Below are 22,481 nucleotides of genomic sequence, written 5' to 3'. Positions count from 1 at the left end.
CTATGCAAATGGTTCTTCAATCTGCTTTTGTACTCTAGAATCTGCTAAATTCCCTTAAAAATGCATTTTTAATTGATAATCATTTTCAATGAGATTAATATGATAATAAAGCTCTATATTATTGGAAATTGAAGGTGATGACTATTTTACATCCTAATTCTTTAAAGCATTTTCATCTAACGACGCAGCAGCTACACGATATTCAAACGGCTTTAGATGAATCGGCTATTGTGGCTATTACAGATCATCGAGGTGTTATTCAATATGTAAACGATTATTTTTGCCAAATATCAAAATATACAAAAGAGGAGCTTATAGGGCAAAATCATCGAATCATTAATTCTGGTTATCATCCCGCATCCTTTTTCAAAGAAATGTGGGAGACGATTTACGGTGGCAACACGTGGCATGGTGAAATTTGCAACAAAGCAAAAGACGGTTCATACTATTGGGTGAAAACAACCATTGTGCCATTTATCAATGCACAAGGACACCCTTATCAATACATTGCCATTCGAACAGATATTACTGCACAAAAACAAATCGATCAGATGACCCATCGTCTTTATCATGATGACTTAACGGCACTTGCCAATCGAAAAAAATTACTGGAGGATGTGAATTCACTTAGCTCCCGTGACTTTACGCTATTTTTATTCAATATTAATCGCTTTAAAAGTATTAACGATAGCTTAGGGTATGCGATTGGGGATCAATTTTTAATCGAAGTCGCAAAACGGCTACAAACGGTGGATACTTCTTCACCGTATTTTTACCGATTACATAATGATGAATTTATTTATATCACTAAACAAGTGGATAATTGGCAAACGATTGCCGAGCAGCTTCTTTCGTTATTTGAAGACAGTTTTATATTCAATGATTACGAATTTTATGCAACTGCGAGCATCGGCATTGTGCAACATACTGGACCAATCGATTCGATTCATACGTTATTAAAACAAGCAAATAAAGCCATGCTAGAGGCAAAAAATGCAAAGGGTAATCAATTTAAACGGTATGATAAAGAATTAGAGGACACGGTTGATCATTCTTTATTTTTTGAAACAAAAATTCGACATGCGATAAAAAATGAGGCATTTGAGCTGTATTATCAGCCAAAATTTAATGTCCACAAAAATACATTTGATAGTATGGAAGCTTTAATTCTTTGGCAGGATGCGGAGCTAGGCTTTGTTTCACCTGTTGATTTCATACCGTTTGCAGAAGAGCATGGTTTAATCGAGAAAATTGATGAGTTTGTACTGCGCCGCGCAATAGCTCAAGTGAACGCTTGGCATAAGACATTTGGCATACAACTAAAGGTGGCAGTCAATATCTCCCCTCGCTTCTTAGCTACACCTAATTTCTTAGCCACATTATCGAGCATCTTAAAGGAGATCAATATTGATCCTCAACTGCTTGAAATTGAGATTACCGAAATGACGATGATGAACTTAAATGAGACGTTGTTGACGAAGCTAACGACGATTCGTGATATGGGCATTTCCATTGCTATTGATGATTTTGGTACAGGCTTTTCCTGCTTAAGCTATTTACGAACATTACCAATCAATACATTAAAGGTAGACCGCTCCTTTATACGACAACTTAAAAATGAGGCAGGAAAAACAATGGTCTCTTCGATTTTATCGCTTGGTCATGCATTAAATTTACAAGTTGTCGCAGAGGGAGTAGAACGAGAAACGGAACTTACTTATTTAAAAGAGCTAGCATGCGACTACATTCAAGGATACTATTTCAGCAAACCACTTTCTACGCCAGACTTCACACGAAAAATAAAGGAAATGCTGCGATATTAAAAATCTGTTCCTGTTTTATCATAAACTTATACCTCCATTAGTTGCGTAATCAACTTTAAAACAAAAAATGAATGAAGTGCATAATTAGCATTGTGATATGACACATTACAAATAGGAGGTGGAACAATCATGTCTAAAATAATTGGTGTTGAACAATCATTAACAAACGTTGAAGATGCTTTAAAAGCAAAAGGTTATGAAGTAATTCAGCTTCGTAACGAAGAAGACGCAAAAAAAGTGGATTGCTGCGTAGTAACAGGACAAGATACAAACGTTATGGGAATTAGTGAGACCATCACTTCAGGTCCTGTCATCGAAGCGAGTGGTCTTTCTGCTGATGAGGTCATTCAGCGCGTAGAGAAATTTTTCCACTAATATGATGAAAATGGTGCTGCCTAAGACTTTCAAGGCAGCACCTATTGATTATATATAAGATTCGATGCTTGTTATGTTAATGATATCGTATATTTCCCTATTCAAAGCGTTTCACTGACCAAATATTTAACGCCGCATCCTTCTGCATATTTATAATGTTATTAATGGTGATTGACTCAATAATAAAATATAAGAAGACTCGCTCGTCAGCAAAATGCAGACCTACAAGATTAAACATTTTAGTTACCAAAACCCGCTTTAGTAACTTTTGTATTATCAAATATATAAAACCCCTCCGAAATGGTAATATAAGTATATTATATATTATTTAGGAGGCGTAACAATGAACTTAAATATGATTTTAAGTGTTATATCTATTTTTGTATTGTTAACCCTAAGTGCCTGTTCACAAGAAAAAGAAGAATATAACTTTTATGGACAAAGTAGTAATTGGGTTGCAAAATACAAAACTGAAATGAGTGAAAGTTCAGCGTGGGCAGACATTTCCTTTGAATATATTGGCGAAGAATCTCCACCTAGTACGTTTGGATATAATTTAAAAAGTCACTGGTTTGAAATATCAAGTAAGGAAGTAAAATTTAATCATCCAAATAAAAATATTAATTCAGGTAATAGTGAATGTACAGGTCCTCCAATTAACAGTGAAAGTTGTAATGAAAGAATAGATAAAGATACTAAATTAGAAGCTGTACTTGAATGGAACGGCAAATCTGAGGTTATTTTATTGAATAGACAATAAAGCTGAGGTTATGAGGTATGCTACTTCAACTAACCGAGGGCATTATTGCAACAAGAATTTATAATGTATACATAAATAAACCTGATAACGTTCCCAAATCAAAGTTTGAACATACACCAAAAAGCCACGAATGTTTTGAAAACTTAAAGCGTTTGTGGATTTTGCTATGAACTATATCTATACAGCTTTTTATACAGGAAGCGTAAACATTTAATACATCAATATATACACGATTATGGCTTACCTTTTAGTATGCATAAAATCGTGTATATTTCTTAGTGTTGTAAATGCGCATTTTGCGGATCCTATCTTTATTTGATTAGAGTATCGATTCTTTTAAGAAGAATTTAGACGAATAAATGGTCAATTTTATATGTAAAATATCCCCTAATTTACATGGAGAGAAAAATTTCTTATTTACTTGACGTGAGAAGTTGTGGTTATTTGTTGTTTTGTGCGAGGAATTTATTTAAAATCAAAATTATAGTGTCGGATAATTTGCGTTTAGCGCATCAGTTAATTTATTTATTTTTCCATTCATTATTTTAATGAAATTAGGCATTATAGTATTTATATGTTATAATTTACTTTTACTATTTATAAGGACGTGACGATTTTGATTAAAATTGAACTACCAAAACCGGATCTTGTTATCCGCCAACGTGAACAAGTACTGAAGCCTGGTGATGTGGAAATTACACCGTATTTCGGCTTCATCGATTTCCATAAGATTACACGTGACAAAGGCGGCATTTTCTTTTTCTACAATCAAGAAAATGAATTACTATTTGTCGGCAAAGCACGTAAAATCCGTCAACGCATTAAAAAGCACTTTGAAGATAACGTATCACCAATGAAAAAATACCGTGATGAAATTCACAAAATTGAAGTATACGAAATTGAAGATCCAATGGAACGCGAAATTTACGAAACTTACGCTATTAATTCGTTAAGAGCAAAGTACAATATCGATAAAGTGTTTTATTAATATTGATACAGTAAGGTTTGCGCTTTTTGGCTAGTTCCAGTATTACTAATTATTAGGCAAAATGCACAGGCACGTTATTTTAGGAAAAACAAATACAAAATATTTATGCCAAAGGGGCCGTCTGAAAAGACATTTTGAGACGGCACTTTTGCGACGAGGATGGTGGCATTTTGATGTGACCACCGCAGGAGCAATATTTCTTAATGGATAATTATTAAGAAGTAAAGGGGTGTCCAGAAAGTAAAAACTTTCTGGACACCCCCTTTCGATTTAAGCTCCTTTTATGCCGAAAAACCGCCAAGCTCCGTTTAACTGGCGGTTTTACTATTTCGTGACATACAAATTATTTACGTTTTTCGACCATTAATTTTATAGCTGTCCGATCTTCACCTGCAATCGTAATATCTGCAAATGCAGGTGAACAGATTAGATCATCCCCCATCGGTGCAATGAAACCTCGTGCAATGGCAATAGCTTTTACTGCTTGATTCAATGCACCCGCACCAACTGCATGAATTTCAATTTTATTGTGTTCTTTTAGTGCTGCCACAATTGCACCTGCTACAGAGCTTGGATTAGATTTTGATGATGTTTTTAATATGTCCATTATTCTATCCCCTTAGTTTATCACTATAGTTTTTTATACTTATTTTACCATTAAATCCTACTATTTACGTTAACTAATTTTGTTCAATTTATTGAAAAACAAGTAGATATATACTGTTTTTGAGCGTATCGGTGTGATACTACTTAAGAAAATCAGCAATAGCACAAGGAAAATATACAATTGCACTATAGAGTTCTATGTGTATAAACTTTTTTATTTTGATGATTACGGATTATTTTTGATGTATTGTTTAGTAACAATAAATTATTGATGAATTTTTTTTCAACTTCCAACCATACTATCCTTGTTTGAAATAACGAAAATGAAAGAAGGAAGTGTAAATATGGGCATACTTAGTGGAAATCCGAAAGACGAACCATTACATTACGGCGAAGTGTTTGGTGTATGGACAAATCTCGCAGCAAACTATGGCCTAATCGCTGGATACCAAACATTTTATAATCATACTGGCGATGAAGATTTACGAAAAATGATTGAAGATATCATCCAAGTGTCAAGAGACGAAGTAAAAATGTTAGAAAACATCTTAAAAACGAATGGTGTTGGATTACCACCAGCACCACCTGAACGTCCTGTAGCAAAACTTGAAGATATCCCTCCAGGTGCGAAATTTAACGACCTTGAAATTAGTGCTGCACTAACAGCAGACATGGCTGCTGGTTTAGTCGCATGCAGTCAAGCAATGGGCATGTCTACTAGAGAAGACATCGCGCTCATGTACGGTCAATTTCATACAAGTAAAGCACAGCTTGGTGCCAAACTGTTACGCCTTAATAAAAGTAAAGGTTGGTTAATTCCACCGCCATTACATGTAAATTCTCCTGAAAAATGTTAATTTTTTCAAACGTATGATAAAACACTCTTTGTACAGACTAATTTCGGGAGGTGAAATCCATGACAAACAATAACAACCAAAATTTTAATCAAAACATGAACATGGAATTCGGAACTGAAACTGATGTTAACCAAGTTAAACAACAAATCCAACAAGCTGAAGCGAAAAAACAACAAGCTTCTGGTTCAAATGCAAATTATAGTAGCGCAATGAACATGGAATTCGGAACTGAAACTGACGTTAACCAAGTGAAACAACAAATCCAACAAGCTGAAGCAAAAAAACAACAAGCTTCTGGTTCAAATGCAAACTATAGCAGCGCAATGAACATGGAATTCGGAACTGAAACTGATGTTAACCAAGTTAAACAACAGATTCAACAGGCTGAAGCAAAAAAACAACAAGCTTCTGGTTCGAATGCAAATTATAGTAGCGCAATGAACGTGGAATTCGGAACTGAGACTGACGTTAACCAAGTGAAACAACAAATCCAACAAGCTGAAGCGAAAAAACAACAAGCTTCTGGTCGATTTGCAAATAACAGTTACGAAAACGGTAATAAATAAGTTACTTAGCATCCCCAACCGGCAATCTTTTTTGTCGGTTTTTTGTTTTACACCTTATTGCTCATTCATGCTCCTAATTAGTTATTTAACAACATGTTTTTTACAGAAAATTGCACCCGTATGCATCATACAACTTCTTCTCCGCGTCTTAGGTATAAGGTAATCATGCGCGTTTAGATACTCTTTAATCGTTTTAACATTACATCGTTTAACAATCGATAAAATGTTTTATTTAAATGAAAATCCCCCGCTTATTCGCGAGGGATTGCTTCGTGTTATACTGGGCTAACACCGTGTTTACGTTGTGTGAATGTTAGCTCTTTTGATTTGTATGCATCTAAACGATTTTCTAATGTAGCACGTAGCTCATTTGGCTCGATGACGTCGTCGATAATTAACTCTGACGCTAAACGGTACACATCGATTTCCTCGCGGTACTCGTTACGGCGCTCTTCAATAAATGCGGCTTGCTCCTCTTTCGGTAATGCCGCAATTTTGTTCGCATACACCGCATTTACTGCTGCTTCTGGTCCCATTACCGCAATTTGTGCACCTGTTAAAGCAATACATACATCTGGCTCAAATGCTGGGCCAGCCATCGCATATAAGCCAGCTCCGTATGCTTTACGAACAATTACCGTAATTTTCGGCACGGTTGCTTCACTCATGGCGAAAATCATTTTCGCGCCGTGACGAATAATACCAAGCTTCTCCACTTGTGTCCCAATCATAAATCCTGGTACATCCGCTAAGAAAATTAACGGGATATGGAATGCATCACATAGACTAATGAATTTGGCTGCTTTATCGGCTGAATCATGGAATAATACGCCACCTTTGACGCGTGGCTGGTTGGCGATAATCCCTACTGATTGTCCGTTAATGCGCGCCAAACCAGTAATGATTTCAGCAGCAAATAATTTTTTCACTTCACAAAACGACCCTTCATCGATAATGCGATTGATTAAATCATGCATATTGAACGGTGCATTTTGGTTTTTTGGAATAATGTCATCAATTGATTTTTCAAAAGTAGCCGGCAATTTTGGCGCTTCCACTTTTGGCTTGTTTTTAAAGTTATCTGGGAAGTAACTAATGTACTGACGTGCATAGGCAATGGCTTCTTCTTCCGTTTTTGCTAGTACGTCACCACAACCGGAAGTAGAACAATGCATTTTTGCACCGCCCATCGTTTCGAGGTCTACTTTTTCACCAATAACCATTTCTGCCATACGTGGTGAACCTAAGTACATCGATGCATTGCCCTCTACCATCACGACAACATCACAAAATGCTGGAATGTACGCGCCACCTGCTGCAGATGGTCCGAACAATAAACAAATTTGCGGGATGCGACCAGACAATTTGACTTGATTGTAGAAAATACGCCCTGCCCCGCGACGGCCTGGGAACATTTCAATTTGATCTGTTATACGAGCACCTGCAGAATCTACTAAATACAGTAAAGGAACGCCCAGTTTTTCAGCCGTTTCTTGAATACGGATGATTTTTTCAACTGTTCTTGCGCCCCATGATCCAGCTTTAATCGTTGAATCATTTGCCATTACACATACAGTTCTACCATGAATTTTCCCGATACCTGTTACAACACCATCTGCAGGTAAGTCGCCTGCAAGTATATTGGCAAACGCTCCATCTTCTACTTGTAAACCTTCATCGAATAATAGCGCAAGTCGATCACGAACGAATAATTTTCCTTGCTCTGTATTTTTAGCGTGGTATTTTTCATGTCCGCCTTTTGAAATAACCTCTTTATATTCTTGATGCTTGTTTTCAACTGAAATATTTGTCATTTCTCCCATCCCCCTTTTATTTGCCGCTATAGATTGGTGAACGTTTTTCTTGAAAAGCTTTTAACCCTTCAAGTCGATCTTCCGTATATAGTAAACGGTTATACGCTAATGATTCGATTTGTAAGCCTGTTGCAATATCGGTTTGCATGCCATGATGAATGGCTGTCTTTGCTTGAACTAAAGAAAGTGGTGCGTTTTTTGCCATTTCAGTAGCTAGTGCTTTTGCTTTAGTTAACAGCTCTTGCGGCGCTACAACATGCTCAACAATGCCATATGCCAATGCGTCATTTGCTGAGAGGCGACGTGCTGTATAAATCAGTTCCTTCGCTTTACCAACCCCAATTAAACGAGGAAGTCTCTGTGTACCACCAGCACCAGGGATAATCCCAAGCGCAGCTTCTGTTAAACCTAGCTTTGCCGTATCGCTTGCCATCCGAATATCACAAGCAAGTGCCAGCTCTAAGCCCCCACCAAATGCAACCCCATTAATCGCTGCGATAACTGGTTGAGCAAGATGTTCGAAATGACTAACCGTTTTGCCGATTAAAGCGACCGTTTTGCGCACTTCTTCCTCGCTCATTCCTTTTCGTTCCTTTAAATCTGCCCCTGCACAAAATGCTTTCTCCCCATCTCCTGTCACAATCACGACGCGGATGGAACGATCATATTGAATCGTTTCTAATGCATCATTTATTTCATGTAGCATTTGAATAGATAATGCGTTCGCGGCTTCTGCTCTTGTTAGCGTTAAAATCGCAATGCCGTCTTGTACTTCTACCCCTACGAAATCTGGCATGACTCTTCCTCCCCTCGTGCAATTGCTACTTGCTTGGACGATAGCTTTTTCCCTAGAATTCCTTCTATATATAAGGCGGTTTGCTGTACGCGCTCTAGTTCTACACCTGTTTCAATGCCCATCTCATGTAACAAATACAACAAATCTTCTGTAGCAACGTTACCGGAAGCCCCTTGTGCATACGGACAACCACCAAGCCCACCAATCGCACTATCAAATTTCGTAATGCCATGTGTTAAGCTTGTCACGACATTCGCGAGTGCTGTACCACGTGTATCATGGAAATGCATCGCGAGCTGTTCCGCCTTAAAATGACGCAACATTTCACTCAGCAGTGCATCCACCTGCGTCGGTACCCCAACACCAATCGTATCGCCTAGTGAAATTTCCGTAATGCCCATGTCAAACAGCTTCTCCGCTACCCGCACAACTTGCGCTGGTTTTGTATAACCATCATACGGACATGCAATGACTGTAGAAATATAACCGCGCACTGTTTTACCAGCGGCTAATGCCCCGTCCACCACTTCCTTTAGTACAGGAAATGTTTCATCTATGGATTTATTAATATTTGATTGATTATGTCCTTCACTAGCAGACATGAAGACACTTACTTCGTCTATCTCTGCTGCTAATGCTCGCTCTAGTCCTTTTGCATTCGGCACAAGCGCGGCGTACCTAATATCCTTTTGACGTTTAATCGCTTTTAACACGTCTACAGCGTCCGCGAGTTGTGGAATCCATTTAGGATGCACGAAGCTCGTTACTTCGATGTAATCGAGCCCCGTTTCACTTAAGCGGTCAATTAATGCAACTTTATGTGCGGTTTCGATAAAGACTTTTTCATTTTGCAATCCATCGCGTGGACCTACTTCTTTTATTTGCACTCGCTTTGGTAGTTGCATTGGTCACACTCCCTTATTCGATTTCTACTAAATCGTCATCCACGTTAATGAAGTCACCTTCTGCAGCGATGATACGTTTGACCGTACCTGCTTCTTCTGCAGCAATTGGGATCTCCATTTTCATCGATTCTAAAATGACTACATCTTGACCAGCTGCTACTTCTTCGCCCTCTTGCACTAAAACTTTCCACACTGTTCCTGCCATACTTGCTTTTACTATTGTCATATACTATCCCTCCGCTTAAAATAGAATGTAGAGAAGAGGCACGTTTTCGATGTGTTCTCGCCAAAGTTCAATCTTTCGCGCCCCTTCTCGACTTATTTACCTACTGCCGTTGCTTTTGGTAAATAATATTCCTCTACAAACTTTGTTGTTGTAATCCCTGTTAAAAACTGTGGGTGCGTAACCGTTTCTAGTAGCATTGGGATATTCGTTTCGATCCCTTCTACTACATAGTTTCGTAGCGCCTCCGCTAACTTGCTACATGCTTCCTCACGTGTAGGCGCAAATACAATTAATTTCCCAATCATCGGATCATAAAATGGCGTTACATTACTGCCTGTTTCGACCGCTACTTCATGTCGAATTCCTTCTCCTTCAGGTAATTGGAGATGTTTAATTGCCCCTGGTGATGGGAAGAACGATACCGGATTCTCGGCATAAATACGCACTTCAATGGCATGCCCTTTTTTCACAATATTTTCTCTTGTAAACGACAGTACCTCACCATTTGCTACTTTTAATTGTTGCTCCACTAAATCAATCCCTGTAATTTCTTCTGTCACCGGATGTTCTACTTGCAGACGTGTGTTCATTTCTAAAAAGTAGAAGTTTTGATCGCGGTCTACTAAAAATTCAATCGTACCCGCATTTGTATAGCCAATATGCTTCGCTGCATCTACTGCTGCATCCAACATTTTTTGGCGTGTCTCTTCTGAAATGAATGGAGATGGTGCCTCTTCCACTACCTTTTGATTGCGGCGTTGAATCGAGCACTCTCGCTCAAATACAGGAACGACGTTGCCATGTGTATCTGCTAGCACTTGCACTTCCACATGATGTGGCTCTGCAATGAATTTTTCGATAAACATTGTGCCATCTCCGAAGAAGCTTTGTGCACGTTTTTGATTGCCTTCAAATGCTTTTCGTAATTCTTCTTCATTGTTGACAAGCTGCATCCCAATTCCGCCACCACCAGCTGATGCTTTTAACATCACTGGATAACCGATATCACTAGCAATTTTAGCTGCCTCATCTGTATCAGCAATCGGCTCATTCACACCTTGTACAATCGGTACACCTGCTTCCTCCATCGTTTTACGTGCTTCTAACTTACTGCCCATCGCTTGAATCACTTCTGATGTTGGACCAATAAATGTTAAGCCTGCTTCCTCCACTCTTTTCGCAAAACTAGCATTCTCTGAAAGTAATCCATAACCAGGATGAATCGCTTCAGCACCTGATTGTTTCGCTACATTAAGAATCGCTTCGATATTTAAATAACTATGCAAAACGGGTGGTTTCCCGATACAATAACTTTCTGTCGCTTCCTTTACATGAAGGCTCTCTGCATCTGCCTCTGAATAGACCGCAACTGTTTCAATCCCTAGCTTTTTACATGTGCGAATAATGCGTCGTGCAATTTCACCACGATTCGCAATTAATACTTTTTTAAACATAGCGAAACCTCCCCTACTGTAATGCTTTCGAAAACCCTTGAAATTGCTCACGTAGTTTGAACTTTTGAATCTTTCCTGAAGCGGTCATCGGATAACTATTGACGAAGTAAATATAGCGCGGGATTTTATGACGAGAAATTTTTCCTGTACAAAATTCGCGTATTTCTTCTTCCGTTGCCGTCTGTCCTTCCTTCAAAATGATCCAAGCCGCGGCTTCTTCACCATATTTTTCATCAGGTACACCCGCTACTTGGACATCAAGTATTTTCGGGTGTTTATATAAGAATTCCTCAATTTCACGTGGATAAATATTTTCCCCACCGCGGATAATCATATCTTTTAACCGACCTGTTACACGAACAAAGCCGTTTTCATCCATCGTGCCAAGGTCACCTGTGTGTAGCCAATTGTCTTCATCAATCGCATCAGCTGTTGCACCTGGGTTATTATAATACCCTTTCATCACAACATAACCGCGCGTACAAATTTCGCCTTGCTCCCCCCGTGGTAACTCTTTATTTGTACCTGGTTCAGCAATAATAATTTCGACATTTGGATGCGGACGACCAACTGTTTCCGTCTTCATTGCTAAAGAATCTTCCGGACGTGTTTGTGTAATGACTGGCGATGACTCTGTTTGACCGTAGCAAATTGTAATGTCTTTCATGCCCATTACGTTGATGACATCTTTCATCACTTCAATTGGACAGTTAGAGCCTGCCATAACACCTGTACGCAATGTTGATAAATCAAATTCCTTAATATTCGGTAAATTCAATTCAGAAATAAACATTGTTGGTACACCGTGAAGTGCTGTACATTTTTCTTTTTCCACTGTTCGCAGCACTACTTCTGGGTGGAATTCTTGAACAGGCACCATCGTCCCACCTACTGATACGATTGTTAGCGTACCAATGACACAGCCGAAGCAATGGAAAAACGGTACCGGAATACATAACCGGTCCTCATGCGTTAGCTTCATACATTCTGCAATATTAATAGCATTATTAATGAGATTAGAATGTCGAAGCATGACACCTTTTGGGAAACCCGTCGTACCGGATGTATATTGAATATTGATGACATCATCATATGTTAAGGATTGTTTGCGTTCTGCAAGTTGTTCATCAGAAATGTTGACACTAGTAGCTAAAAACTCCTCATAACTATAAGTGCCCGGATATTTTTTATCACTAATCACAACTACGGTTTTCAAAAGCGGTAGGCGAGCACTTTTTAAATTTCCAGGCTCACATTCCTTTAGTTCAGGACATAATTCATACATCGTGTCAATAAACGAATGGTCTCGGTATTGATCGATTAAAATCATCGCCCGTGAATCGGATTGCTTTAATAAATATTCTAGTTCGCTTGCACGATAATTCGTATTGACTGTAACAAGTGGTGCCCCCATTTTACCAGAGCCAAATTGTAGGCCAGGCCATTCAGGTACATTCGTTGTCCACACAGAAAAATGTTGCTCTTTTTCAAGTCCAATCGCCATCAATGCTTTTGCTACTTTATCTGCATGTTCATTAAACTGTTTGTACGTCATTCGTACATCACGATCTGCATACACTAATGCCTCACGTTCCGGATACTTTACAGCCTTTTCTTCCAGTAGCTCACCAATCGTTTGATAAACCAGTTCTGCCATACGCTTTCCTCCTATTATTCATTTGTCAAAGTTCCAAATAAACTTAGCAACCTATAGCACGTGAAATGACAACACGTTGAATTTCGGATGTACCTTCCCCGATTTCCATTAATTTAATATCACGTAAATGACGCTCTACATCATACTCCGCCATATAGCCGTAGCCACCATGAATTTGGATCGCCTGATTACATGTGCGGAAGCCCATTTCAGAGGCAAATAATTTTGCGAATGCGCCCTCTTTTTTGAACGGCTTGCCATGATCCTTTAACCATGCCGCTTTGTGTACCATATTACGTGCTAATTCAATTTCCATTGCCATATCTGCTAGTTTAAATTGAATCGCCTGTAGCTTGGAAATCGATTTGCCAAATTGTACACGCTCTTTCGAATATTGTAGTGCCTTATCGTATGCCGATTGTGCAATTCCTACTGATAGTGCAGCAATCGAAATACGTCCACCATCTAACGTATTTAAAAATTGACCAAAGCCTTTTTTCTCGTCACCTAAAACATTTTCCTTTGGAACACGTACATTTTCTAATACAATTTCACATGTATTCGATGCACGAACACCCATTTTTTGATAATCCGAACGAATTGTTACCCCTGGTGTATCCGTCGGCACAATAATTGCTGTGATAATGTTTTTACCACGCTCATCCTGTCCTGTAACTGCTGTTACAATGATTTGATGTGCATAACTAGCATTGGTAATCCAACATTTTTCACCATTGATTACCCATTCATCGCCATCTAAATGAGCTTTCGTACGTGTACCGCCTGCATCTGATCCCGCATTTGGCTCAGTTAAACCGAATGAACCTAATGTTTTCCCTTGCGCCATCGGAACTAAGTATTGTTGTTTTTGCTCCTCTGTTCCGAAGTTATAAAACGGTGTTGCACCTAAACTAACGGCCGCTGCATAAGATAACCCTGTACCGCCACAAGCACGACCAATTTCTTCAACTGCTAGTGCATATGAAATCGTATCGCCGCCTGATCCACCATACTCTTCTGGAAATGGAATACCGAATAAGCCTAGCTCTGCCATTTTATCGAAGCTTTCTTTACGGAATTCATGTTTTTCATCTAGCTCTCGTGCATGTGGTGCAATTTCTGCCTGTGCAAACTCGTGAACCATATCACGAATCATTTGTTGTTCTTTCGTTAATTCAAAATTCATAGAATATTCCCCTTTCGATTTTCCGACTATTCAGTCTGTACCGACTAGTCGGTTTGTATTATTGATTTAAAAAACCAGTATGTTATATGCTGGTTGCTTCCGTTTTATTCTAATAAATGTTTTTTTGCCAATGCTTCCTCATATCCTTTTTCTGTCACGATGCCTCGTAAAATAATATCATTAAAATACAGTGTAATTTGCTCCATTGTTAAATGCCCATTTTGCCAATACCACTTGTATGTCCAGTTCACTAATCCAATGATTGCCATCGTTGTAATGGTCGTTGAAGTACTTTTCCTAAAATGCCCACTTGCTTTCCCATCTTCAATCACTCGCTCGATTAGCTTACGGTATTCTGTTCTCTTTTCTTTAATGACTGTTTTATAATGAGCTGGTAAATACGCACTTTCATCGTAGAAAACGGTAATATGTCGCTTATATAAATCGAACACATTTGTAAAGGCATACAGCATCGCACACACTTTATCAATCGGTGTTTCATATTGTTCGTACGCTACTTTTGTTTCTTTTAAAACGTATGAAATAAAGACATCGTGTATTTCATAGAGCAACGCATCTTTTGCTTTGAAATTATGATAAAATCCACCTTTTGATGTACCTGCTATTTCAACAATTTCATCTACCGAAACGCCGTGATAGCCTTTTTCTTGAAAAAGGTCTAGTGCTGTTTCGATAATGCGCTGTTTAACTGATTGTCTAGCCATCGATTTTACTCCTCCTATAAACCACTCCTTATTCTTCGCATCTATTTTTCTATCGAAATAACACTATTATTCTATTTTTTGTCATTCCGAGTTTATTTACACTATATCACCTGAAAATGGTAGAGTCCACTAAAAAAATACGACATTCACTCGAATTTTCTTTTTTTCTCTGTTTTATGCGTAATTTTTTAGATTTTCAGATACAGTAAAATCAGCTTCTGTTTTTTCTCGAATCTCCTCGACTGTTACATTAGGAGCCGTTTCAATTAATACCATTCCTTGCTCTGTAAAATCAAAAACAGCTAATTCTGTAATTAATCGATGAACGACCTTTTGTCCTGTTAATGGCAATGTGCACGTCTTTTTAATTTTAGATTCACCGTATTTCGATACATGCTCCATAATAACAATGACACGCTTGGCTCCTTGCACAAGGTCCATTGCACCGCCCATACCTTTCACCATTTTCCCTGGGATCATCCAATTGGCTAAATCGCCTTGTTCCGATACTTCCATCCCACCTAAAATCGCTACATCAATATGTCCACCACGAATCATCGCAAAGCTATCGGCACTATCAAAAAACGATGCCCCTGCTACGGCCGTCACGGTCTCTTTGCCTGCATTAATTAAATCTGGGTCTACGTCACTTTCTAGTGGATATGGACCAATGCCTAATAAACCATTTTCTGATTGTAGTAACACTTGGTAATGACTCGGGATTTCGTTTGCTACAAGTGTCGGAATACCAATGCCCAGATTGACATTCATCCCATTTTGAATTTCTTGTACCGCTCGTTTGACAATACGCTCTTTCACAGATGTCATCCTACTACCTCCTCTGCTCTTGTTGTGCGCTTTTCAATTCTCTTTTCATACGATTCCCCTAAAATAACATGTTGCACATAGACAGCTGGTGTATGAATCTCATCTGGATCTAGTTCGCCAACTTCAACAATTTCCTCTACTTCTGCCACAGTAATTTTACCCGCTGTTGCGATAATCGGATTGAAGTTACGCGCTGTTTTTCGATACACAAGATTGCCTAATTTATCTGCCTTCCATGCTTTTACAAATGCAAAGTCCCCTACAATGCCGCGCTCTTCGATATATTCTTTCCCGTCAAATACTTTTACAGGCTTCCCTTCCGCCACGGGTGTACCAACACCTGTAGCTGTATAAAAGGCCGGAATACCCGCCCCACCTGCTCGAATGCGTTCTGCTAATGTCCCTTGTGGCGTTAACTCCACCTCAAGCTGACCGCTTAAAAACTGCTGCTCAAAAATTTTATTTTCGCCTACATACGAAGAAATCATTTTTTTAATTTGATTGTTCGCTAACAGTAAGCCTAGTCCCCAATCATCTACACCACAGTTATTACTCACAACGGTTAGCTCTTTCACGCCTTTTTGACGAATGGCCTCGATTGCTACCTCTGGAATGCCGCATAGACCAAATCCACCCACTAAAATCCGAGCGCCATCTTGTAAGTTCGACAATATTTCATGTATTGTTTTTTCTGTTTTTTGCATAAAATACCTCCTTTAAGTAAATTCAAGTTCATTATATACAAATTTACTTAAATTAGTAAACTAAAAATTCTAAAATTTTAAAATTTTGATAGAATAGTAATTCTATTTACTTAGGCTACTAGTAAAAAATTAGTGATGGGGCCTTTAGCGCACGAAATGATGGACAACGAAATCTACACATACTATTTACTATATGCAAATGAGTACGCTTTATATGTATAAATCTATTAAAAAATCTCTTTCGGTAAATTGTGCTATTTGTATAGTATTGTACGTATACTGCATCTAAATCGACCACGTCATACTATTCAAATCCAATTGCTTTTTAAATTAGTAGTCGTAATAAGCTGAAATTCATACTAAAAATACCATTTAAATAGCGAAAGGTTTGTATTATAGCCTCCGCGCTTTGCCACAGCCTACACAGGAGCTAAAACAGGCGCGGCCTGTTTGGATCTCCTGTTTCGGCTCCTGTGGCTATGGCGCGCTACGGCAAAAGTCAATGCTTCTCGATATGCTAGCAAAATATTTCTATTATCTAAAAGAAATCATTTCTTTTCTCATTGCAAGTATAATTGCCCAGCCTCTACCGCAATGGATGAGAATCTCTCTTTATTTTTAACAACTGATTATTGTACTGAACACTAGTTGCTTGTAGCGGAGGCACGAGAGTGTAGCTGACAGCATGCGCCTTTCGCTACAGAGCAATGTTTTTCTGCACCGAAAGCGGAGCGGCAGGTGCAAAGCTTCCTACGGGAAAAGCGATAAAGGAACGAAGGCTAAAACCGTCACATCGTGTGACAACGCCTTCGTGACCAACATCATGTTGGCCCCAAGACCCCGCAGGAAATTTATTTGCGACGAAAGCGTAGCGACAGGAGCAGCGAAGGATGAACGACGAGGAGGCTTGATCTCGCCCGTGGAAAGCGAGTGCAGCAGCGGAAATCAACGGTTAATACAATGTTAATATATGTTTCAGGATTTGCTCATTCTAAGTTAATAATGATTTTTATTCATTCCATTGAACATGAAGGGAGGGAATGTATGTTATTAAAGCCATACGAAATCGTATTAGGACTATTTGCGGTCATTATCGGTATTGTAATTGGCATTATTATTAACATGACATTTATTTCAATTGGGTAAAATGATGAAATTGTTATTTAGAAATAGTAAGAAGATGTTTTTTCTGAACTTTAAGTTACAGTAGTCAAGAAAAATAGCGAATGTAAAAGGCAACCCGCTATCGTCTCGGTGTTGCCTTTACCTAATAAATTCATGGTTTCTTCCACTGATAATAGTTATATACGGTTTGAATAATCAGTAGTATTGTTAATAACATCGCTACAAGTATATTCATGGTTGTATCAAATTCACCATATTTAAAAATAATAATTAGTAAAAAAACGACTACAGGAAACATCCACAATATACGAATCATTTTTCTACGATAAGATAATTTTACATACATCAATGTAAAGCCCTTATCTACTTTTTCTCTATCTCTATACAAATATGATATGAGCCAGCCAATAAGTATGCCTATTACAAGCATAAAAATGAAGACTATTGACATGACTAAAGCCTCTTTCAGCTATATACGCTCTCAATTATACCAAATTTTAACTATTATATAATAAAAAACACTCTAACAATCCGTTAGAGTGCTGTCATATTATTGGAATACAATTGTTTTATTACCTTCTACAATGATGCGGTTTTCTAAATGCCATTTTACCGCTTTTACGAGAACGCGACGTTCAATTTTTTGCCCGATTTTCTTTAATGTTGCTACATCATCACGATGATCGACACGTTCTACATCCTGCTCAATAATCGGTCCTTCATCAAGGTCATTTGTAACGTAGTGGCTTGTTGCACCGATCAGTTTCACACCACGATCGAACGCTCGTGCATATGGATTTGCTCCGATAAATGCCGGTAAAAATGAATGATGAATATTAATGATGCGGCTTTCAAAATGCGCCACAAAGTTTGGCGTTAAAATTTGCATATAACGCGCTAAAATTAGAAGATCCACTTTAAACTCTTCCATTAAACGAATTTGCTGTGCCTCTACTTGCTCACGAATATCTTTGTTTGCTGGAATGTAGTAGTATGGAATACCAAGTGCCTCTACCATTGGACGGGCAACATCTGAGTTACTAATGACCACGGCGATATCCATATCTAAATCTCCGTTTTGCCACTCCCATAAAAGCTCCATTAAACAGTGTGTCTCTTTGGATACGTAAATCGCTGCACGTTCACGAATCGCCTTATAATGGAAGCTATACGTCATATTATGCGTTTTTGCTAGTTGTGCAAACTCTTGTTCCATCGCATCACGCTTACCTACTAAATTTTCACAGTGATACTCGATACGGATAAAGAATGTACCGTTTTCTGGATCACTTGAATATTGATTTGATTCAATAATATTTGCATTATGCGTATGTAAAAATGACGATAATAGTGAGACAATGCCTGGTTTGTCAGGACATTTTACTAAAATGCGTGCACGGTTTTGTAATTGCTGATCCTTTTTTAAAGCTGTTGATGTACTCATTTTCTCTTACTCCTTTTCTGCGATGCCAATCATCGGTGCAATTTTCTCCATATCTTTCAAAATATGATCTTGTTGTTTCATGATACCTTCAAACCAATTATTGATAACGGCTACGACTTGTTCAGTAGGTGCATTGCCCGCTGCATGTGCGGCTACTAATTTATTCATCATCGTTGCCCGTTCTTCATAAAACTGCTCACGTTTTTTCATGTCAGTTCCGACATCTTCATTAAAGATTTTACCTAAGTTCAGAATGCCTGAAACCATTAATTTCTCCGCAAATAAGGAGGATGTTACAATGCGTAGTTTGTACTCATACGATGTGTTTAATGACTCAAAATAATGCTGCATCATATCTTTTACACCACTTACTATCGCACGTAATTTTTCACCTTGTGTCACTGTTAATACTTTTGTCTGTGTAAACATAGGCATAATAGCATTGATTGAATCAAAATAATCTTTTACCGTTGCTAGTTGTGTACTTTCTTCCTCTAATCGGCCCTTTACTTGTTCTGCTACGAAAAGGCGCTGGACATAGGAGGCTAATAAAAGCATTCCGTTATATTGAATTTTTGCTGTCATGTGAAATGACCACCCTTTCTTCCTCGTCATTTCCACCGAAAATCTGAAGTTTATCGTGTAGAGCGTATCATATTTTCAATATTTTGAAAAGGCAAGCTTACGTTAGATCTGGACAGTAAATAGATTTTCTCCATAAAAGGAAAGGCAAAACCGCATCATACGATTTTGCCTTGACCATTATAGTAACTCTTTACGTAAGTCTGCTGGTGATTTTGGTGATAGTAAACCGAATGGAATATCGAATACTGTTTTGGCACCACGGTCGCCTGCTTGTGATAACTTATGTGCTGCACGTGCATACGCAACAAGGACACTTGATGTAAACATTGGGTTAGACTCTAGCTTCAGTGAAAATTCAAGAATTTGCTTATCGCCCACGCCTGATTCACCAGAGCGAATGACGAATCCACCATGTGGCATGCCTGAATGATTCGCTTTTAACTCTTCTTCTGAAGTAAAGTTCACTGTTGTGTCGTAGTCTGCAAAATAGTTCGGCATTTCTTTAATTTCTTTTTCAATGGCCGCTGCATCTGCACCTTCCTCTAATACTACCCAACATTCACGCGCATGCTTTTCACGCGTTGATAACTCTGGGTTTTCACCCGCACGTACACGGTCTACCGCCTCACGAATTGGCAGTGTATATTGTACCCCGTTTTTAACGCCTTCAATGCGACGAACTGCATCCGAATGGCCTTGGCTTAAGCCGTCACCCCAGAATGTATATGTATTCCCTACCGGAAGAACTGTCTCACCTAGTAAACGATTTAATGAAAATAAACCTGGGTCCCAACCTACTGAAATAATCGATACTGTCCCGTTTTCAGTTGCTACTTGATCCGCTACCTCAAAAAATTCTGGGATTTTTGCATGTGTATCAAATGAATCGATTGTGTTAAACCATTGTGCAAAGTGAGGCACTTGTTCTGGCAAATCTGTTGCAGAACCACCACAAAGAATCATAACATCAATTTTGTCTTTGAAGTTTTGTGCTTCGTCTACTAAATAAACGCCTACACCTTCAGCACCGATTTGTACTGTCGATGGATCACGACGTGTAAATACCGCTACCAATTCCATATCAGGGTTTTGTGAAATCGCCGCTTCAACACCGCGCCCTAAATTTCCATACCCAACAATACCAATCCGAATTTTACTCATAGATTATCCTCCTACATCGGAACTAAAAAAATCACATACTAATGTGATTTCTGAATTCCCACTAAATTTAATATTTATTCTAACGTTTAGCATAAAAATACACAAGTATTTTTCATCTTGTTTTATTCGATATGAAAAATAAATATGAAACTTTTTTTAAGCCCATTCGTACATATAGTAAGCATCTTTCTTAGACTTTAAGTCAAAATTTGCTATACTTAAAAAGTGAAAATTTATTTATTGGAGGAACAACATGAAGAAGTTAACAGCAGTATTTTTAGCCTTTGCACTTGTCTTCTCAAGTGTCGGCACAGTATTCCCTATGTTTGATGATCATCAAGTCGAAGCAAAGTCCTACAAATCAGGGAAAAAGGGCTTCAACTCAAACAATAACACGTCAAACATGCAAAACAAAGACAATGATACAAACACAAATAACAACGGTACGGTTACAAATAACAACAACACAACGAACAAAAACAATACAACAGACACAACAGCGAAAAAAGGTGGCTTCTCTGCTGGTGGCTTAATGAAAGGTTTATTCATCGGTGGTTTAGCCGGTTTACTATTCGGTAGTCTATTCAGTAATTTAGGCGTACTTGGTTCGATCCTTGGCTTCCTAATTAATGTAGGTGCGATTGTATTAATTGTCTTCTTAGTAGTAAAAATCGTTCGAATGATTACACGTAAAAAAGAGAAAGAACAAGAGGCAACACAATGGAAAAGCTAGTTTTACAGGAACAAGATTTAATCAATGCCGTTTGCTTTTTCCATGCAAAATTTAAGCAAACACAACCTGAACACATTGAAGTAGAGCTTTGCTATGATGACGAAGTCGGATATAGTGCAGAAGCATATTATAACGGTGTAATGGACGAGTATAAACAAGCCCATTTCATTACAGCCATTCGTCTTTATATTGACGAACAACTTCATCAAGATTCGATGGCAGCTCGTATTCACCTTGATATTGATGACGAGCTTGGGATGATTGCCCACGTAGAATGGTCATAATCTAACAAGAAACTTATTTTATTAATTTAAAAAGACGTCTTTCAGGCGTCTTTTTTCATATATAAAGGAGGCTATACGATGGTTGCATTCAATAAATTAGTTCGCGATAAAGTACCTTCACTCGTAACAAAGGATGGTGGAAGCTACTCATTAAAATTACTTTCCCCTCTCGAACACCAGCATGAAATTACGAAAAAAATGTATGAAGAGTTAGATGAGTATCATGCAGCCCAATCGAAAGATGAAGCCATTGAAGAATTAGTTGATATGGTAGAATTAATCTATGCAGCTATTAAACTACATGATGTCTCACCCGAAGATTTTGAAGCCATTCGTCTTGAAAAAAAGAAGAAAAAAGGTGGATTTGAAAAGGGCATTTACTTAAATAGTATATCGCAATAAATTCTCATTCTACTATATAAATCAAAGAAGTTCAAAGGTATAAATGCCTTTGAACTTCTTATATTATAGAATCGAAATGCACAAATTCCTTTTTCGACGTCTTTAAATCTTTTAAATGATAGTACTTTACATTTTTTATAAGCATTTCTAAGAAGAAGCTCATTTCTTTATGTGTCTCTAGTGGCCATTCTGCTAATGCTTCCAGTCCTTTGGTCGTTGGAAATTGATATAAACATTCTAGTATTTCCTGTCGATCAAACCGAAATAAGAAATGAGGACCACTATGGAGTTTTGCTAGTAGTACATACCTCGCCATCTTATAAACCCCTTTCATTTATTTTCCCTTATTTTACATTATGTATTATTAAAACAAAAGATTTATACTAGAAATATAACATTGATTCATAGTTAACTATATACATTTTTACAAAAGTCTTTGCGCTAATAACACCTTATCTAATATACGCATGAACAGAG

Annotated in this window: 25 protein-coding genes; 9 read left to right on the top strand and 16 right to left on the bottom strand. The window is 38.1% G+C overall.

Annotated features, from left to right (window positions below; translation table 11 throughout):
- Positions 1-137 precede the first annotated feature (137 nt).
- The 4 genes from AAGS61_RS09580 to AAGS61_RS09565 all read left to right on the top strand — a co-directional run bounded on the left by AAGS61_RS09580 (position 138) and on the right by AAGS61_RS09565 (position 3,946).
- Positions 138-1,823 carry a putative bifunctional diguanylate cyclase/phosphodiesterase gene (locus AAGS61_RS09580; protein ID WP_391370678.1) on the top strand — a complete coding sequence of 562 codons (1,686 nt, stop codon included), beginning with the start codon at positions 138-140 and terminating at the stop codon, positions 1,821-1,823.
- 129 nt (positions 1,824-1,952) lie between these two features.
- Positions 1,953-2,198, top strand: coding sequence for a YkuS family protein (locus AAGS61_RS09575; RefSeq protein WP_391370675.1), 246 nt, complete (start codon positions 1,953-1,955; stop codon positions 2,196-2,198).
- Positions 2,199-2,541: 343 nt separating this feature from the next.
- A complete protein-coding gene (locus AAGS61_RS09570) occupies positions 2,542-2,958 on the top strand; it encodes a hypothetical protein (RefSeq protein ID WP_391370673.1) in 417 nt (138 codons plus the stop codon).
- A 616-nt stretch (positions 2,959-3,574) separates the two neighbouring features.
- On the top strand, positions 3,575-3,946 hold the full coding sequence (locus AAGS61_RS09565; RefSeq protein ID WP_391370670.1) for a nucleotide excision repair endonuclease: 372 nt from the start codon (positions 3,575-3,577) through the stop codon (positions 3,944-3,946).
- Between the two features lie 343 nt (positions 3,947-4,289).
- On the opposite strand, the gene AAGS61_RS09560 is transcribed toward AAGS61_RS09565, so the two are convergent.
- A complete protein-coding gene (locus AAGS61_RS09560) occupies positions 4,290-4,553 on the bottom strand; it encodes a stage V sporulation protein S (protein WP_391370667.1) in 264 nt (87 codons plus the stop codon).
- A gap of 343 nt (positions 4,554-4,896) precedes the next feature.
- Between AAGS61_RS09560 and AAGS61_RS09555 the strand changes: the two genes are divergently transcribed.
- Entirely contained in the window at positions 4,897-5,409 is a 513-nt protein-coding gene (locus AAGS61_RS09555; protein ID WP_391370664.1) for a DUF3231 family protein, read from the top strand.
- Positions 5,410-5,468: 59 nt separating this feature from the next.
- Positions 5,469-5,975 carry a gamma-type small acid-soluble spore protein gene (locus AAGS61_RS09550; protein WP_391370661.1) on the top strand — a complete coding sequence of 169 codons (507 nt, stop codon included), beginning with the start codon at positions 5,469-5,471 and terminating at the stop codon, positions 5,973-5,975.
- A gap of 275 nt (positions 5,976-6,250) precedes the next feature.
- Here the strand turns inward: AAGS61_RS09550 and AAGS61_RS09545 are convergent, their stop codons facing one another.
- From AAGS61_RS09545 to AAGS61_RS09480, 14 genes are all read right to left on the bottom strand, one after another.
- Positions 6,251-7,789, bottom strand: a complete 1,539-nt coding sequence (locus AAGS61_RS09545) for an acyl-CoA carboxylase subunit beta (RefSeq protein ID WP_391370659.1) — start codon at positions 7,787-7,789, stop codon at positions 6,251-6,253.
- Between the two features lie 16 nt (positions 7,790-7,805).
- A complete protein-coding gene (locus AAGS61_RS09540; RefSeq protein WP_391370657.1) occupies positions 7,806-8,585 on the bottom strand; it encodes an enoyl-CoA hydratase in 780 nt (259 codons plus the stop codon).
- A complete protein-coding gene (locus tag AAGS61_RS09535; RefSeq protein ID WP_391370654.1) occupies positions 8,570-9,490 on the bottom strand; it encodes a hydroxymethylglutaryl-CoA lyase in 921 nt (306 codons plus the stop codon). Before AAGS61_RS09535 ends, AAGS61_RS09540 begins: the two co-directional genes overlap by 16 nt.
- 13 nt (positions 9,491-9,503) lie before the next feature.
- A complete protein-coding gene (locus tag AAGS61_RS09530; RefSeq protein WP_391370651.1) occupies positions 9,504-9,716 on the bottom strand; it encodes an acetyl-CoA carboxylase biotin carboxyl carrier protein subunit in 213 nt (70 codons plus the stop codon).
- Positions 9,717-9,808: 92 nt separating this feature from the next.
- Positions 9,809-11,170 (bottom strand): acetyl-CoA carboxylase biotin carboxylase subunit, encoded by a 1,362-nt coding sequence (locus tag AAGS61_RS09525; RefSeq protein ID WP_391370649.1) that lies wholly within the window; start codon positions 11,168-11,170, stop codon positions 9,809-9,811.
- A gap of 13 nt (positions 11,171-11,183) precedes the next feature.
- Positions 11,184-12,827 (bottom strand): AMP-binding protein, encoded by a 1,644-nt coding sequence (locus AAGS61_RS09520; protein WP_391370646.1) that lies wholly within the window; start codon positions 12,825-12,827, stop codon positions 11,184-11,186.
- Between the two features lie 43 nt (positions 12,828-12,870).
- A complete protein-coding gene (locus AAGS61_RS09515) occupies positions 12,871-14,013 on the bottom strand; it encodes an acyl-CoA dehydrogenase family protein (RefSeq protein WP_391370643.1) in 1,143 nt (380 codons plus the stop codon).
- Positions 14,014-14,117: 104 nt separating this feature from the next.
- Entirely contained in the window at positions 14,118-14,738 is a 621-nt protein-coding gene (locus AAGS61_RS09510) for a TetR/AcrR family transcriptional regulator (protein ID WP_391370639.1), read from the bottom strand.
- 174 nt (positions 14,739-14,912) lie between these two features.
- Positions 14,913-15,566 carry a CoA transferase subunit B gene (locus AAGS61_RS09505; RefSeq protein ID WP_391370637.1) on the bottom strand — a complete coding sequence of 218 codons (654 nt, stop codon included), beginning with the start codon at positions 15,564-15,566 and terminating at the stop codon, positions 14,913-14,915.
- Positions 15,563-16,270, bottom strand: a complete 708-nt coding sequence (locus AAGS61_RS09500) for a CoA transferase subunit A (RefSeq protein ID WP_391370635.1) — start codon at positions 16,268-16,270, stop codon at positions 15,563-15,565. Before AAGS61_RS09500 ends, AAGS61_RS09505 begins: the two co-directional genes overlap by 4 nt.
- A gap of 1,276 nt (positions 16,271-17,546) precedes the next feature.
- Positions 17,547-17,846: a hypothetical protein gene (locus AAGS61_RS09495; protein ID WP_391370632.1), complete on the bottom strand. Its 300-nt coding sequence runs from the start codon at positions 17,844-17,846 to the stop codon at positions 17,547-17,549.
- A 99-nt stretch (positions 17,847-17,945) separates the two neighbouring features.
- On the bottom strand, positions 17,946-18,839 hold the full coding sequence (purU, locus tag AAGS61_RS09490) for a formyltetrahydrofolate deformylase (protein WP_391370629.1): 894 nt from the start codon (positions 18,837-18,839) through the stop codon (positions 17,946-17,948).
- Between the two features lie 6 nt (positions 18,840-18,845).
- Positions 18,846-19,424 carry a hypothetical protein gene (locus AAGS61_RS09485; RefSeq protein ID WP_391370626.1) on the bottom strand — a complete coding sequence of 193 codons (579 nt, stop codon included), beginning with the start codon at positions 19,422-19,424 and terminating at the stop codon, positions 18,846-18,848.
- Positions 19,425-19,601: 177 nt separating this feature from the next.
- Positions 19,602-20,585 carry a diaminopimelate dehydrogenase gene (locus AAGS61_RS09480; protein ID WP_391370624.1) on the bottom strand — a complete coding sequence of 328 codons (984 nt, stop codon included), beginning with the start codon at positions 20,583-20,585 and terminating at the stop codon, positions 19,602-19,604.
- 253 nt (positions 20,586-20,838) lie between these two features.
- Between AAGS61_RS09480 and AAGS61_RS09475 the strand changes: the two genes are divergently transcribed.
- The 3 genes from AAGS61_RS09475 (at position 20,839) to AAGS61_RS09465 (ending at position 22,004) form a co-directional block, all read left to right on the top strand.
- Positions 20,839-21,318 carry a hypothetical protein gene (locus tag AAGS61_RS09475; protein WP_391370621.1) on the top strand — a complete coding sequence of 160 codons (480 nt, stop codon included), beginning with the start codon at positions 20,839-20,841 and terminating at the stop codon, positions 21,316-21,318.
- Entirely contained in the window at positions 21,306-21,602 is a 297-nt protein-coding gene (locus AAGS61_RS09470; protein WP_391370618.1) for a DUF2653 family protein, read from the top strand. Before AAGS61_RS09475 ends, AAGS61_RS09470 begins: the two co-directional genes overlap by 13 nt.
- 78 nt (positions 21,603-21,680) lie before the next feature.
- Positions 21,681-22,004 (top strand): nucleoside triphosphate pyrophosphohydrolase, encoded by a 324-nt coding sequence (locus AAGS61_RS09465; protein ID WP_391370616.1) that lies wholly within the window; start codon positions 21,681-21,683, stop codon positions 22,002-22,004.
- 58 nt (positions 22,005-22,062) lie between these two features.
- On the opposite strand, the gene AAGS61_RS09460 is transcribed toward AAGS61_RS09465, so the two are convergent.
- Positions 22,063-22,320, bottom strand: a complete 258-nt coding sequence (locus AAGS61_RS09460; RefSeq protein ID WP_391370613.1) for a hypothetical protein — start codon at positions 22,318-22,320, stop codon at positions 22,063-22,065.
- Positions 22,321-22,481 lie beyond the last annotated feature (161 nt).

Source organism: Lysinibacillus sp. KU-BSD001, from assembly GCF_042920265.1.
Taxonomy (GTDB): domain Bacteria; phylum Bacillota; class Bacilli; order Bacillales_A; family Planococcaceae; genus Lysinibacillus_B.
This window is presented reverse-complemented; position numbering and strand designations above follow the sequence as displayed.